Below are 15,500 nucleotides of genomic sequence, written 5' to 3' on the forward strand. Positions count from 1 at the left end.
GAGAAAGATGGCGGAATTACAAATGACTGAGTTCACACTTTGTCCGACATTTGAAAAGTGTTTTCAAATTTTAGGTAAAAAGTGGAACGGTCTAATCATTGATGTGTTATTAGAAGAAGGACCACAACGTTTTGTTGATTTAGCTGCCAAAATTCCAGAAGTAAGCGACCGAGTTTTAACGGAACGTTTAAAAGAATTAGAGGCGCAAGGAATTGTTGGCCGTGTGATTTCCTGTGAAGGTCAGAAGCGGATGGATTATTGTTTGACTCAAAAAGGATTGTCGTTAGAAAAAGTAATGTCAGAAGTTCATTCATGGGGTGAAACTTGGATGGCTTAAAGAACTTGCGTAAAAGGTTAATTTCTTGTAATATAAGATTTAATCGAATACGAAAAAGCGTTGATGGAAAAGAGTAGTTTTTTTAAAACTTTTCAGGGAGTATCTGCCGTAGACTGGAAGCAGATTAAGTCAAAGAAAAATGAAGTTCACTTCTGGAGCTTGTCTTTAAGACCGGCAAATTGCCGTTAGAATAAGTAAGAGCGCCAATAGGCGAATTAGGATGGTAACGCGAGACCTCGTTCCTTTAAAAGGAAAACGAGGTCTTTTTTTTGTGGAAAGGAAGAAGAAAATGGATTTACAAACGCAGTTAGAAGATTTAAAAACAGCCACACTTGAAAAAATTTCTGCTACTAAAGAGTTAGCTGAAGTTGAAAAAATTCGTGTGGAAACTTTAGGGAAAAAAGGACCAATCACTGAAGTATTACGAGGAATGAAAGATTTATCAGCGGAAGAACGTCCGAAAGTTGGCGCTTTTGCCAATCAGATTCGTGATTTATTAACAGAAGCAATCGAAGAAAAGAAAACTGTTTTAAATCAAGTCGCTTTAGAGGCGGCTTTAGCTAAAGAGACTATTGACGTAACTTTACCTGGAAAACAAATTTCTCAAGGGAGTCGCCACGTATTAACACAAATCATGGAAGAAATTGAGGATACTTTTGTAGGAATGGGTTATCAAATTATTGAAGGTAATGAAGTTGAAACCGATCATTATAATTTTGAACGGATGAATCTACCTAAAGATCATCCTGCCCGTGACATGCAAGATACCTTCTATTTATCGGATGATTTATTGTTACGGACCCATACTTCACCAGTTCAAGCACGAACAATGGAAGATCATGACTTTTCAAAAGGTGCCTTAAGAATGATTTCGCCGGGGAAAGTTTTCCGCAGAGATACTGATGATGCCACTCACAGCCACCAATTTCATCAAATTGAAGGATTAGTGATTGATAAAGGTATTACTATGGCAGATTTAAAAGGTACATTAGAAACTATGTTGAAAACATTATTTGGTGAAGATCGTAATGTGCGTTTACGTCCAAGTTATTTTCCTTTTACAGAACCTTCAGTTGAGGTAGATGTGAGCTGTTTTAAATGCGGTGGTAAAGGTTGTAATGTTTGTAAATATACTGGTTGGATTGAAATTTTGGGGGCGGGCATGGTTCATCCAAATGTTTTGGAAATGTCAGGTATTGACCCAACAATTTATTCTGGTTTTGCTTTTGGTTTAGGACCAGATCGTATTGCTATGTTGCGCTATGGCGTCAATGATATTCGAAATTTCTATCTCAACGATGTTCGCTTCTTAGAACAATTTAAGGGGGAGTAAGCAATAATGTTAGTTTCTTATAAATGGTTAAATGAATACGTAAATATTAAAGATATTAACCCAAAAGATTTAGCTGATCACTTGTCTTTAACAGGAATTGAAGTAGAGGGATTACATCAACCTGAAACTGGTTTGAAAAAAATTGTGGTAGGGGATGTTAAAGAATGTATTCCTCATCCTGATTCTGATCACTTATCGATTTGCCAAGTGGATATTGGTGAAGCAGAATTGTCTCAAATTGTCTGCGGTGCACCGAATATTAAAGCCGGAGTCAAAGTGATTGTTGCTTTACCAGGTTCAAGAATTACTGGCAATGTTAAAATTAAAAAAGGTAAAATGCGTGGTCAAGTTTCAAATGGGATGATTTGTTCTTTACAAGAAGTTGGTTACAGCGAATCAGTAATTCCTAAAGAATTTGCTGACGGGATTTATTTTTTACCTGCTGAAGCAGTTGTTGGCGAACCAGTTTTTCCTTATTTAGAAATGGATGACACAATTATTGATCTTTCCATCACACCAAATCGGGCAGATGCCTTAAGTATTCGTGGTGTTGCTCATGAAGTTGCAGCAATTTACAACAAAAAAGCTGTTTTTCCAGAGGTAAAATTAGTTGAAGGCGAACAAGCAACCAGTGAAAAAATTAAAGTAACGGTGACTGATCAAGCAGATGCACCTCATTATGAAATTCGTGTAATCGAAAATGTAAAAATTGGCCCAAGTCCACAATGGTTGCAAAACCGTTTAATGAACGAAGGTATTCGTCCGATTTCAAATGTGGTAGATATTACCAACTATATTTTACTATTATTTGGTCAACCTTTACATGCATTTGATTATGATAAATTAGGCAGTCAAGAAATTTTGGTGCGCCGAGCAGAGCAAGATGAGCTGTTAACAACTTTAGATGGTGTGGAAAGAAAACTTTCACCAAATAATATTGTCATTACTAATGGACAACAACCTGTAGCATTAGCTGGTGTGATGGGAGGATTAGATTCTGAAATCACTAATACAACAACGACAGTAGCTTTAGAATCCGCGATGTTTGATAGCACTTCAATTCGCCGGACCTCACAAACATATAATTTACGCAGTGAATCTTCAATGCGTTTTGAAAAAGGGATCAATCAAGCAGAAATTTCTTTAGCAGGCGAAGTCGCTGCTCAAATGATGGTAGATTTGGCTGGCGGAACTATTTTAAAAGGTTCTGTTAAAGGCAGTCAGGTACATCCTGAAAATATTGAAGTGACAACAACTTTGAAACATATTAATCAATTTTTAGGGACAGAATTAACACAAGCTCAAGTCAATCAAGTTTTCACTGCGTTAGATTTTTCTTATGAAGAATTAGGTGAAACAATTGCTGTGAGTGTGCCTCCACGCCGTTGGGATATTAAAATTGAAGCGGATTTAATGGAAGAAGTTGCTCGTATTTACGGTTACAATAATATTCCGTCAACATTACCTAGTGGTCAGACAGTAGCTGGCTTTTTAACTCATGAACAAAAGTTGACTAGAAAAGTTCGTGGTATTTTAGAAGGTAGTGGCTTATCAGAAGCGATTAGTTATGCTTTAACGACTGCTGAAAAAGCACAACAATTTATGCTCAGAAAGAGTAAAGTGACTGAATTAGCATTTCCAATGAGTGAAGAACGGTCTACTTTACGGATGAATTTAATTAGTGGATTATTGGAAGATTTAGCTTACAATACTGCTCGAAAAAGTAAAGATCTGGCTTTTTATGAATTTGGACGGGTCTTTTATCAAGACAATGACCCCAAAAAAGATTTACCAAAAGAAGAAAAGCATCTAGCCTTTGCTATTACAGGTGATAAAATAGAAAAATCTTGGCAAGAAACAGCAGAATCAGTTGATTTTTATCAAATCAAAGGATTATTAGAAAATCTAGTAAAAGCATTAAACTTAAAAAATCGCATTAGCTATCAAGCAACCAGTGATTTAAAAGAAATGCATCCTGGTCAAACTGCATTGATTTATTTAGATGATCAAAAAATTGGTTTGATTGGTCAAGTTCATCCTAGTTTAGCTAAAGCCCATGATTTAAAAGCAACTTTTGTGATGGAACTGAATTTTGAAGCTTTAGTTGAGGTAGAAAAACCAGCTCTAGTTTATCAGACTGTTTCAAAATATCCTGCAGTAAGCCGTGACATTGCTATGCTAGTGGATGAAACTGTTTCAAATGGAGACATTGTTGCTGCTATTCGAGAATCTGCTAATCGTTTCTTGACGGATATTAAAATATTTGATGTTTATCAAGGAGAAAATATTGAGGCAGGTAAAAAATCGGTGGCCTACAGTTTAACTTATGTAAATGCTGAAGCAACGCTGACAGATGAAGAAATTAATAGTTTTATGGTGAGAATTGAAAAAACTTTAACAGATAAATTTGCGGTAGTCATTCGCTAAATAAAAAAACGTTGTCTTAGCAGACAACGTTTTTTAATAAGCACGATGCAATAAATCAACAGTAATACTTTTCAAAGTTTCTTTGGAAGCCGATTCTGGCAGTAAATCAATTTCTCGAATAGCTTTTTCAGTTAACTTTTCGGCAAAAATCAAGGCATCTTCTAAGCCACCAGTTTCAGCGACTAACTCAGCTAATTCAGTTCGTTCTTTAATAGATAGATTTTCAGGATGGATTAAATAAGGATTTATTTTTTCCGGTGAATTATTTTTGGCTGCTAACAAAGGGTAGGTATAAATCCCTTGAACAACATCAGTCAAAATTGGTTTTTCATCACTTCCTAAATCCAATGAAAAGTTTAAAATATCATCATAGACTTGGAAGGCTAAGCCAATCGCTTTGCCAATTCTTTTAGCTCGTGCTTGAGTGACAAGATCAGCACCACCAAAATAAGTACCTTCCCAACAGCTTAAACTGATGAGTTCGGCAGTTTTTCCATTGATGCTTTTTAAATACTGCCAAATACTTTGATCTTTTTGATAAGTTAATGACATTTGATGGAGTTCACCCTGTAAAATTTTTTTCATTGATTTGGCATTTTTCATTAGAAATGGGGTGCCTGTCATTGTTTCCGCCAATAGTTCAAAGTAAATTGTATAGATAAAATCTCCCGTGTAAACTGCGATATCTTTGCCAAATTGTGATTGGATCGTTGGCAGCGCACGACGAGTAGGAGAATCATCAATGATATCATCGTGAACTAAAGTAGCTGAGTGTAATAACTCTAACGAAGCAGCAATTTTTACGAATTTTTCATCAGAAACTTCTCCATGAGCAATTTCTGCAAATAAAAAGAAGAGCGCTGGTCGAATTAATTTTCCGCCTTTTGTACTAAAAGCTTGAATAGCACCTTCTATTTCTTTATTTTGAATTACTAATCTTTCAGCCATTAAATCTTGAACTAAGGTAAGTTTTTGCTGGAGATTAGGATAATCTTTCCAATAATCTAACATGTTTACTCCTTTTTCTTTTAGACTCGTTTTTCATTTTAGCTTATCTCAAAGAGAAAAACTACTAGAACCATCTGGATTAGATTAAGTTTTAATTGAAATATGGTAAGTTTTCAGAAAATATTAACTTTTGACCAGCTTTTTGGAGCATAGTTTTTGAAGAAATTGACAAAAACAGGCATAATGTAGAAGAAAGTTTGATAGGAAGAAGGAAGAAATGAGTTTAGCCGTTTTTTTGGAATTAGTCGAAATTAAAGCAAAAACAGCAAGTGTAATGCCTTTTTTTATTGGGATTTGTTTTAGCTGGTATAATTATCGATCACTTCATTTAGGTTTGGTACTTTTATTTTTTATTTCGATGTTTGTTTTTAACATGGCCGTTGACATCTTAGACAACTATAATGATTATCATCACGCCAGTGAAATTCATGACTATCGAGAGAAGACAAATATCATTGGTCGAGAAAAATTAAATGTGCGTCTGGTATTTTGGATGATGATTGCAATGATTATATTTTCTGCGTTATTAGGAATAGTGATTGCAATGATTGTTGGCTGGCCCTTTTTATTAATGGGTGTCTTTTGTTATTTTGTTGGTGTTTTTTATTCCTCAGGTCCACGACCTTTATCAAGCTTGCCACTCGGTGAGTTTTTTTCTGGGTTTACTATGGGCTTTATGATTAGTTTGCTTTGTGTTTATTTAAACACATATCAAATATTCCAATGGAATATTGTGACATTGGCGAGTATTTTTCTGATTTCTCTACCGAATACGTTGTGGATTGCAAATCTAATGTTAGCCAATAATATTTGTGATTTGGAAGAGGATGAAAATAATAATCGTTTTACACTCGTTCATTATTTAGGAAAACCAAGGGCAATTCAACTTTTTACTTGGATGAATGTGATTGCTTTCTTAAGTATCGTTTTAGCAGTCGTTTTTCAAATTGCACCATGGACATTTTTGCTAACTTTTTTAATTTTGCCATTTGTGTATAAACAGGTCGCATTATTTCGGAAAAAACAAATTAAAACAGAAACCTTTATTTGTGCCATTCGCATCCTAGCAGTTGGTGCTTTGGCTCAGGTTGTAACTTTCGCAATTATTTTTATTTAATCTTATAGGAGGTCTTTAAATTGAAAGAAATCGTTATTTTAGGAGCAGGATACGCTGGCTTAAGCGCACTGCATGTATTACAAAAATCTTCAGCAGATATTCATATTACTTTGGTGGATCGCAATGACTACCACTATGAATCAACCGCTTTGCACGAGGTAGCTGCAGGGACACAATCAGGAGAAAAAATTAGTTATCCAATCATGGATGTGGTGAACCCTAAAAAAACAACTTTCCTTCAAAAGACAGTCGAAAAAATCAATGCTGATGAACAATCCGTTTTGTTAACAGATGGTCAAAGCTTGAATTATGATTATCTGATTGTCGGTTTAGGTTTTCAATCTGAAACATTTGGTATTCCTGGTGCGGATGTGAATGCATTAGAAATGGTGGATGTAAAAACAGCTGCTAAAGTTTATGAACATATTGAAGCACAATTAAAAGAATATAAAACAAGTAAAGATGAAGCAAGTTTACGCATTGTTGTTTGTGGCGCCGGTTTTACTGGAATTGAATTAGTTGGTTCACTAGTTGAAAATACGAAACATTTCGCTGAGATTGCTGGTGTTAAACCAGAACAAATCGAAATTTATAATGTTGAAGCAGCTGATAAAATTTTACCAATGTTTAGTGACAAATTAGGTCAATATGCAATTAACCATTTTAAAAAATGGGGCGTAAAACTAATGACCGGTAAAATGATTAAAGAAGTAAGACCAAATGAAGTCGTCTATCAAAATGGTAAAGATGGTGATTTAGAATCTCTTCATGCCAAAACAATCATTTGGACAACAGGTGTAAGTGGTAATAAAATTGTCGGAGAATCTGGTTTTGAAGAACGACGTGGACGAGTTATGGTAAAACCAAACTTAACCGATCCAACCTATGACAACGTCTATATTCTTGGAGATGTAGCGGCTGTAATGGATCCAGCTAGTAATCGTCCATATCCAACAACAGCGCAAATAGCTTTGAAGATGGGGCATTATGCCGGAAAAGACATATTAAATCAAATGAGCGGAAAAGCAAGCACGCCATTTTCATTTAAATCATTGGGTTCAGTTGCATCAATCGGCAATACCCATGCTCTTGGTTTAGTTGGTAAAGCTGAAATGACGGCTTACCCAGCATCAGTTATGAAAAAAGTAATTGCCGATCGTTCACTATTAAAAACAGGTGGTTTGAAAGAAGTTTTTGCTAAAGGTCGTTTTGATTTCTATCATTAAAATAAATTTGAAAGCTATTGCCTGTTTAGGCAATAGTTTTTTTGTAGATAAAATTATGGTATCATGGAATATATTTATTTTTAAAAGGAGTTTAATGTGAAAAAAGGGATATTATTGGTGAATTTGGGAACGCCACAAGCACCAACAGCAGAAGCGGTAGGTCGCTTTTTAAAACAATTTTTAAGTGATCGACGAGTTATTTCACTGCCACGTGCTGTTTGGTTACCAATTTTACATGGAATTATTTTAAAAACAAGGCCCAAAAAATCAGCAAAACTTTATCAAAGCATATGGACTGATGAAGGCTCACCACTATTTTTTTATACGAAAAAGCAGGCACAGCTTTTACAAGAGCTAGTTCCTGATCAGCAAGTTCATTTTGCAATGACTTATGGCGAACCGAAAATAGCAAGAGTTTTAGATGAAATGCTAGCCAAAGGAGTCACTGACTTAACTGTTTTACCTTTGTATCCACAATATTCAAATACAACTGTTGCACCAATTTATGATCAAATCAACCGCTATTTCAAAGATCAGGGTAAACAACCCAATTTACGAGCAATCGCCCATTTTTATGACAATCAAGATTATTTGAATTTATTAGCTGAAAACATAAAAAAGCAATGGGAAAAAAATGATTACGACATGATTCTATTTTCTTACCATGGCATACCAGTTTCTGAAATAAAAAAGGGTGATCCCTACGAGAAACAATGCCAAGAGACTACCCGTTTACTTTTGAAATGTCTGGGAGAGCTGCCATATGCCCATACTTATCAATCCAAATTCGGTCCAGGTGAATGGTTAAGACCGGCTACTAGTGAAACGTTAAATGCTTTACCGAGTCAGAAAGTCAAAAAGATCCTTGTAGTTACACCAGGATTTGTATCCGATTGTTTAGAGACATTAGAAGAAATTGAAGTTGAGAATCGGGGATATTTTATGGAGGCTGGTGGAGAAATATTTGATTATCTTCATCCTTTTAATGAGGATGCTGCTTTTACTAAAGTCTTGCAAAAAGTTGCCTGTGAGGCTAATTAAAAAAACTGTTTCTGCTTAGCAGAAACAGTTTTTTGCTTAACTGAAATAAGCAATTCCCATTGCTTTTTTGACTTCCAATAAAGTATTGGCAGCAACTTTTTGGGCTTCTTGACTGCCTTTTTGTAGAATGTTCATCACTTCAGCAGGATCTTTGGCAAATTCTTCACGACGCGTGCGAATTGGTCCTAATTCTGCTTCTAAAACCTCGATCAAGTAACGTTTGATTTTCACATCGCCAAGACCACCACGACGGTAATGTTCTTTTAATTCTTCGATTTTTTCTTTATCTGTTCCAAAAACATCTAAATAAGTGAAAACCATGTTGCCTTCTACTTGGCCAGGGTCTTCAACATGAATATGGTTAGGGTCAGTATACATACTCATTACTTTTTTTGCGACTGTTTCAGCAGAGTCGGCTAAATAAATGCCATTACCTAAACTTTTACTCATTTTTCCATTGCCATCAATTCCTGGTAAACGTCCCATATTTTTAGCAGGAAAGACACCTTTTGGTTCAACTAAAACTTCACTGTAAGTATGATTAAAGCTGTGAACAATTTCTTGTGTTTGTTCTAGCATTGGTTTTTGATCTTCACCAACGGGCACCAAATTGGCTTTAAAAGCAGTAATATCAGAAGCTTGAGAAATCGGATAAACAAAGAATCCAGTTGGAATACTTTCACCAAATTTCTTTTGTTCAATTTCTGCTTTAACCGTTGGATTTCTGCGTAAACGTCCAACACTCACCAAATTCATGTAGTACATCGTCAATTCTGCCAATTCAGGAATTTGTGACTGGATCAAAAATGTAATTTTTTCAGGATCTAATCCAATGGCTAAGTAATCTAACGCAACTTGTAAGATATTTGAAGAAACTTTTTCAGGGTTTTTCGCATTGTCAGTCAAAGCTTGCATGTCTGCAACCATGATATACAATTTATTATTTGGATCATCTTGCATCATTAAACGATTCTTCAAAGAACCTACATAATGTCCTAAATGTAATTGTCCAGTTGGTCGATCACCAGTTAAAATAATATTTTTCATTTAATCACCTTTCTAATTTGAGCTATCTATCAAATAGTAACCTTTTTTAGTTGATTAGACAACTTTTATTCAACAATTCAAGTTTGATAAAACCATCATCCATGTAATTAAATCTAACATGGAAATAGTAGGAGTTTGACGGAATATTGAAAAATTTTGGATTTATTTCTTTACAAACTAAAATTTTGTGGAATATAATGAGAACTAGCCTATTTTAAATTAGAGAAAATTAATATAAAAGAGATTGGGAGTTGTGATGACATGTCAATGGTGGAATTTAAGCATGTAGATAAATATTTTGGGAAATTTCATGCCCTGAAAGATATCAACTTAACTTTTGAAAAAGGAGAAGTGGTGGTTGTAATCGGTCCTTCTGGTTCAGGTAAAAGTACGATGCTACGCTGTATCAATGCATTGGAAAGAATTTCTTCTGGTGAATTATTTATTGAAGACAGAGATTTATACAGTAAGGAAGTCAAATTAAAAGATATCCGGACAAAAGTAGGAATGGTTTTTCAACATTTTAACTTATATCCTAACAAAACAGCGTTGGAGAATATTACTTTGGCGCCAATTAAAGTCCTAAAGCAATCAAAAGAAGAAGCGACTAAAGCAGCCGAAAAAATGCTGGATCGCGTAGATATGTTAGATAAAAAGGATTCTTATCCATCAATGTTATCTGGTGGACAGCAACAACGGGTAGCAATTGCACGCGGTTTAGCGATGAACCCAGATCTACTTTTATTTGATGAACCAACTTCAGCACTGGATCCAGAAATGATTGGCGATGTGTTGAATGTTATGAAAAAAATCGCTCGTGATGGCATGTCTATGATTGTGGTAACTCATGAGATGGGCTTTGCCAAAGAAGTAGCCGATCGGATTGTTTTTATGGCAGATGGAGAAGTTTTAGAAGATACCAAAGATGTGGAAGGTTTCTTTGAAATGCCAAAAGATGAACGAGCACAACAATTTGTTAGAAAAGTAATCAATCATTAAGAGGAGGGTGACTTATGTCAAAATTTAAGAAATTTGCCTCTTTGATTGCTATTGGATTAGCGGTTGTTTTATTCTTATCCGGTTGTCGTGGACAAAGTGTTGCCGATGAAAACATCGCCACTCGGATTGATGAAACGCCAACAATTAATTGGGGCGTCAAATATGATACACGTTTGTTTGGGTTAATGAATATTAAAGACCGGACCGTTCAAGGATTTGATATCGATATTGCAAAACAAATTACTAAGGAAATTTTAGGTGATGAAGGTAAGGCTGAATTCGTCGAAGTGACTTCTAAAACTCGGATTCCTTTATTAAAAAATGGGAACATTGATGCAATCATTGCGACGATGACCATTTCTAAAGAAAGATTGGAACAAGTTAACTTTTCTGATATTTATTTCTCAGCTGGTCAATCATTATTAGTTGAAAAAGGAAGTCATATCACGGGAGTCGACAGTTTAACAGCAGATGATACTGTGTTAGTGGTAAAAGGCTCAACTTCAGCAGTAAATATTCGCGAAGCCGCACCAGAAGCAAATATTATTGAGTTAGAAAACTATTCAGAAGCTTTTACTGCTTTACAAGCTGGACAAGGTCAAGCAATGAGTACTGATAATGCAATTTTGTTAGGAATGGCTTCAGAAAATGATAAGTATGAATTAGTCGGTGGAACTTTTACCAATGAACCTTATGGTATTGCCATTAATAAAGGTCAAGATGATTTCTTAAATGAAGTCAACAAAGCATTAGAAACCATGCATGATAATGGCACCTACGACAAAATTTATGACAAATGGTTCCCTAATGATTCAGATGGGAAAGCAGCAAAGGGGGCAAAATTTAATGCTTGATTTATTTAATACTTATTCAGCTGATTTTGTCAGTGGTTTTAAATATACGATCATTGCAAGTGTTGTTGCTTTGATTTTTAGTCTGGTAATTGGTACGTTGATGGCTATTTTTCAATTATCCGGAAATAAGATTGTTAGTTCACTAGCTAAAGCTTATGTTGCTTTCTTTCGGAATATTCCATTGCTAATCATCGTGATGTTTTTCTATACAGTGGCGCCGCTTTATTTCTTTCCCTTTGATGGTTTGCAATCTGGAACAATCGGTTTAACAATTTATACTTCAGCTTTTATTGCTGAAACTGTTCGTTCTGGGATTCAAACAGTTCCTTATGGACAAACAGAAGCTGGTCTATCTTCTGGTTTTTCTTATTGGGAATCAATGCGCTATATTGTTTTACCTCAAGCCTTTAAAATTGTTGTACCACCGTTAGGAAATCAATTTATCAATTTGATTAAAAATTCATCAATTTTAGCAATGGTAGCCGGTTTAGATTTGATGTACCAAGGAGACTTAATTGCCTCAACGACTTTTAATACATTTGGTACGTATATTATTGTTGGTTGTTTTTATTTAGTTCTAACTTTGCCATTGTCTTATTTGATGAATTACTTAGACAAGCATTGGGCCAACGTCTAGAAAAGGAGGAATTGATGAATGAATTTTAGTGGAGCTTTTTCATGGATTAATATCCGATTCCTGCTGGACGGTTTATGGGTAACAGTACAAGTTTCGGTGTTTTCAATTATTTTTAGTATGATTTTAGGTGGTATTTTAGGGACGATTCGTTACAGTGGTATTCCTTATCTTTCAAAGATTGTCGGACTTATCGTAGACATCATTCGTAATTTACCTTTATTATTAATTATTTTCTTTACTTATTTCGCTTTACCGCAAATTGGGATTGCTTTTAATATTTTTTGGGCAGCCGTTGCGGCTCTGACTATTTTTGAATCGGCAATGTTATCAGAAATATTTCGAGCAGGGTTAAACGCTGTACCAGATGGACAAACAGAAGCCGGGATGTCGTCAGGCTTAACTTATTTTCAAACATTAACTATTATAATTTTTCCGCAAGCATTAAAATCAATGTTACCAGCGATTTTAAGTCAATTAATTTCGTTAATTAAAGATACTTCATTGGCTGTCATTATTTCATTACCAGAATTATTGCACAATGCCCGTATTATTTATGGTGAAAATACCAATTATGTGGTGCCAATGTTTCTTGCTATGACGGCTATGTATTTTGTGATTTGCTACTTATTGAGCCTAGCATCTGGTTATTTAGAAAAAAGAAATTACAACTATTAAGTCTATCATTTTTGATAGGCTTTTTTTGTTTTATCGTAGGACTTGAAAAATTCGGTTAAAAAGTGGAAAATAACAATAGTTGAAAATTTTTGAAATTGAGGTTAAATATTTTGTCAAATAAACAGCCAATTGGTTTTATTGATTCGGGTGTCGGCGGATTAACTGTTGTTAAAGAAGCCTTACGTCAATTACCAAATGAAAATATTCTTTATCTCGGAGATACTGCACGTTGTCCCTATGGCCCACGGCCAGCAGAGCAAGTCATCGAATTCACTTGGCAAATGACCCGTTTTTTAATTGATCAAGGCATTAAATTATTAGTCATTGCATGCAATACTGCAACAGCAGTCGCTTTAGAAGAAATAAAAGCTCAAGTAGATATTCCAGTAATTGGCGTGATTCAGCCAGGTGCACGAGCAGCCTTAAAAGCAAGTCAAACTGGAAAAGTTGGTGTGATTGGTACTTTAGGTACGGTGAAAAGTATGTCTTATGAAAAAGAATTAAAAGAAAAATCACCAACTGTTTCAGTTACCAGCCTGGCTTGTCCAAAATTTGTACCGATTGTTGAAAGTAATCAATTTTTAAGCCCAGTTGCAAAAAAAGTAGTGGCAGAAACACTTGTGCCGCTTCATAATAAGTATTTAGATACGTTGATTTTAGGGTGTACCCATTATCCATTGCTACGACCAATTATTCAAAATGTGATGGGTAAAAAGGTAACAATGATTGATTCAGGCGCTGAAACTGTCAACGATTTGAGTACGTTACTCGATTATTTTGATTTAAATAACTATGATTTGAACGATAATAAAATTTGTAAGTTTTATACAACAGGATCACCTAAAATGTTTCAAGAGATTGCAGATGAATGGTTGGATATACGTGATTTGATTGTTGAACATATTAGTTTAGATGATTAATGAGGAGGAAAATTAATGCGTCATGATGGTCGAAAGCAAGATCAATTAAGAAATATAAAAATTGAAACCAATGTATTTAAACACCCAGAAGGTTCGGTAGTAATTTCATTTGGTGATACAAAAGTCATTTGTTCGGCAACAGTAGAGGATAGTGTGCCACCTTTTTTAAGAGGGTCAGAGACTGGCTGGGTTACTGCAGAATACAGTATGCTACCACGGGCAACCAATACTAGAAACCGTAGGGAAAGTGCAAAAGGCAAATTGTCTGGTAGAACCATGGAGATTCAACGTTTGATTGGCCGTGCTTTGAGAGCTGTAATAGATTTGGAAAAACTAGGAGAGCGGAGCATTATCATTGACTGTGATGTTATTCAGGCAGATGGTGGGACTAGAACGGCTAGTATTACTGGTGGATTTGTTGCATTAAGATTAGCAATCAATAAATTATTGACTACCGGTGAATTAAAAGAAGACCCTATTATGGAACATTTAGCAGCAATTAGTGTTGGCATTTTACCAGATGGGTCAGTAGTTAGCGATTTAGATTATGTTGAAGATTCTTCCGCAGCAGTTGATATGAATATAGTGATGACTGAAAAAGGTCAATTTGTTGAAATTCAAGGAACCGGCGAAGAAGCAACATTTAATGGTGAAGAATTAAACGCAATGTTATTTCATGGAAAAAATGCGATTGAAGAATTAATTATTTTACAAAAAGAAGCTTTGTACTCTGAGTTTATCCTAAACAAAGACAAAACGATTGTCATTGCAACTGGGAATCCGGGAAAAGTAAAAGAATTTGAAGCTTTATTTGCTAAAGAAGGTTATCAAATAAAAACGTTGAAAGATTATCCAGATTTACCGGATGTCGCAGAAACTGGTCATACTTTTGAAGAAAATGCTCGTTTAAAAGCTGAAACAATCGCTCAAATTTTACAACAACCTGTTTTAGCTGATGATTCTGGTCTAATTGTAGATGCTTTAAATGGTATGCCAGGAGTTTATTCTGCACGTTTTGCGGGAGAAGAAAAGAATGATGCAGCTAACAATGCAAAATTATTACATGAATTAACCGAAATTCCTGATGATCAAAGAACTGCACGCTTTCATTGTACGTTGGTATTTGCTGCACCAAAAAAAGAAAGTTTAGTGGTTTCAGCGGATTGGAAAGGTTTAATCGGTCGCATCCCAAGAGGAGATAACGGGTTTGGGTATGACCCATTGTTTATAGTTCCAGAATTAAACAAGACTGCGGCTGAATTGAGTCAAGAAGAAAAAAATAAATTAAGCCATCGCGCCCAAGCAGTCACAAAGCTTGAAAAAGTCTGGTTGGATTGGTTGGAGGAAAATAAATGAAATATTTAGTAGTTAGTGATAATCACGGTGATCGAGATATTTTAGTTCAATTAGTTGATCGATACAAAGGAAAAGTGGACCACATGTTTCATTGTGGTGATTCAGAGCTTCCTTCAAGTGATGAACTATGGAAAAATTTCACCGTCGTAACTGGAAATTGTGACTTTGACCCTGGTTTTAAAACAGAACAAATTGTAAAAATCGGCTCTGATACGATTTTTATGACTCATGGACATCAATCAAATGTCCGTTTTGGGTTAACGACCTTAGCATTACAAGCAGCTGAAAAACAAGCTGATATTGCTTTGTTTGGACATATTCATCAAGCAGTTGCTGAAATGGATAAAGGGATTCTATTTGTAAATCCTGGTAGTATTTCCCAACCAAGAGGACCGATTCAAATTCCAAGTTATGCGATTATTACAAGTGAATCGACTTATTACGAAGTTGATTATTTTAATCGAGCACACAAGCCAGTAGAGGAATTATCTGTTCATTTGTCCAAATAATTTCTAATTTTTAG

General features: G+C 35.2%; 15 protein-coding genes and 1 other annotated feature. Of the genes, 13 read left to right on the forward strand and 2 right to left on the reverse strand.

The window, feature by feature from the left end; genetic code table 11:
- Positions 1 to 7: 7 nt before the first annotated feature.
- The 3 genes from KUA55_RS05505 (at position 8) to pheT (ending at position 4,097) form a co-directional block, all read left to right on the forward strand.
- Positions 8 to 337, forward strand: coding sequence for a winged helix-turn-helix transcriptional regulator (locus KUA55_RS05505; RefSeq protein WP_218325181.1), 330 nt, complete (start codon positions 8 to 10; stop codon positions 335 to 337).
- 51 nt (positions 338 to 388) lie between these two features.
- Positions 389 to 584: a binding site (T-box leader), on the forward strand.
- A 42-nt stretch (positions 585 to 626) separates the two neighbouring features.
- On the forward strand, positions 627 to 1,670 hold the full coding sequence (pheS, locus tag KUA55_RS05510; RefSeq protein ID WP_218325182.1) for a phenylalanine--tRNA ligase subunit alpha: 1,044 nt from the start codon (positions 627 to 629) through the stop codon (positions 1,668 to 1,670).
- Between the two features lie 6 nt (positions 1,671 to 1,676).
- A complete protein-coding gene (gene pheT, locus KUA55_RS05515) occupies positions 1,677 to 4,097 on the forward strand; it encodes a phenylalanine--tRNA ligase subunit beta (protein ID WP_218325183.1) in 2,421 nt (806 codons plus the stop codon).
- 33 nt (positions 4,098 to 4,130) lie between these two features.
- On the opposite strand, the gene KUA55_RS05520 is transcribed toward pheT, so the two are convergent.
- The gene (locus KUA55_RS05520) at positions 4,131 to 5,108 is read right to left on the reverse strand and encodes a polyprenyl synthetase family protein (RefSeq protein ID WP_218325184.1); all 978 of its coding nucleotides are present in this window, start codon (positions 5,106 to 5,108) and stop codon (positions 4,131 to 4,133) included.
- 214 nt (positions 5,109 to 5,322) lie between these two features.
- On the opposite strand from KUA55_RS05520, the gene KUA55_RS05525 reads away from it, so the two are divergent.
- The 3 genes from KUA55_RS05525 to hemH all read left to right on the forward strand — a co-directional run bounded on the left by KUA55_RS05525 (position 5,323) and on the right by hemH (position 8,489).
- On the forward strand, positions 5,323 to 6,222 hold the full coding sequence (locus tag KUA55_RS05525) for a prenyltransferase (protein ID WP_218325185.1): 900 nt from the start codon (positions 5,323 to 5,325) through the stop codon (positions 6,220 to 6,222).
- A 20-nt stretch (positions 6,223 to 6,242) separates the two neighbouring features.
- The gene (locus KUA55_RS05530; protein ID WP_218325186.1) at positions 6,243 to 7,448 is read left to right on the forward strand and encodes an NAD(P)/FAD-dependent oxidoreductase; all 1,206 of its coding nucleotides are present in this window, start codon (positions 6,243 to 6,245) and stop codon (positions 7,446 to 7,448) included.
- Between the two features lie 96 nt (positions 7,449 to 7,544).
- Entirely contained in the window at positions 7,545 to 8,489 is a 945-nt protein-coding gene (gene hemH, locus KUA55_RS05535) for a ferrochelatase (RefSeq protein ID WP_218325187.1), read from the forward strand.
- 36 nt (positions 8,490 to 8,525) lie between these two features.
- Here the strand turns inward: hemH and trpS are convergent, their stop codons facing one another.
- The gene (gene trpS, locus KUA55_RS05540) at positions 8,526 to 9,536 is read right to left on the reverse strand and encodes a tryptophan--tRNA ligase (RefSeq protein WP_218325188.1); all 1,011 of its coding nucleotides are present in this window, start codon (positions 9,534 to 9,536) and stop codon (positions 8,526 to 8,528) included.
- A 261-nt stretch (positions 9,537 to 9,797) separates the two neighbouring features.
- Between trpS and KUA55_RS05545 the strand changes: the two genes are divergently transcribed.
- From KUA55_RS05545 to KUA55_RS05575, 7 genes are all read left to right on the forward strand, one after another.
- Complete coding sequence (locus tag KUA55_RS05545; RefSeq protein ID WP_218325189.1) at positions 9,798 to 10,535, forward strand: amino acid ABC transporter ATP-binding protein; 738 nt, start codon at positions 9,798 to 9,800, stop codon at positions 10,533 to 10,535.
- Positions 10,536 to 10,549: 14 nt separating this feature from the next.
- Positions 10,550 to 11,389: a transporter substrate-binding domain-containing protein gene (locus KUA55_RS05550; RefSeq protein WP_218325190.1), complete on the forward strand. Its 840-nt coding sequence runs from the start codon at positions 10,550 to 10,552 to the stop codon at positions 11,387 to 11,389.
- Positions 11,382 to 12,026 carry an amino acid ABC transporter permease gene (locus tag KUA55_RS05555; protein WP_218325191.1) on the forward strand — a complete coding sequence of 215 codons (645 nt, stop codon included), beginning with the start codon at positions 11,382 to 11,384 and terminating at the stop codon, positions 12,024 to 12,026. The genes KUA55_RS05550 and KUA55_RS05555 overlap by 8 nt, the downstream gene beginning before the upstream one ends.
- An 18-nt stretch (positions 12,027 to 12,044) precedes the next feature.
- Entirely contained in the window at positions 12,045 to 12,701 is a 657-nt protein-coding gene (locus KUA55_RS05560) for an amino acid ABC transporter permease (protein ID WP_218325192.1), read from the forward strand.
- Positions 12,702 to 12,811: 110 nt separating this feature from the next.
- Entirely contained in the window at positions 12,812 to 13,621 is an 810-nt protein-coding gene (gene racE, locus KUA55_RS05565; protein ID WP_218325193.1) for a glutamate racemase, read from the forward strand.
- A 15-nt stretch (positions 13,622 to 13,636) separates the two neighbouring features.
- The gene (gene rph, locus KUA55_RS05570) at positions 13,637 to 14,977 is read left to right on the forward strand and encodes a ribonuclease PH (RefSeq protein ID WP_218325194.1); all 1,341 of its coding nucleotides are present in this window, start codon (positions 13,637 to 13,639) and stop codon (positions 14,975 to 14,977) included.
- Complete coding sequence (locus KUA55_RS05575; RefSeq protein ID WP_218325195.1) at positions 14,974 to 15,486, forward strand: metallophosphoesterase; 513 nt, start codon at positions 14,974 to 14,976, stop codon at positions 15,484 to 15,486. Before rph ends, KUA55_RS05575 begins: the two co-directional genes overlap by 4 nt.
- Positions 15,487 to 15,500: the final 14 nt, after the last annotated feature.

Source organism: Enterococcus alishanensis, assembly GCF_019218635.1.
Taxonomy (GTDB): domain Bacteria; phylum Bacillota; class Bacilli; order Lactobacillales; family Enterococcaceae; genus Enterococcus_A; species Enterococcus_A alishanensis.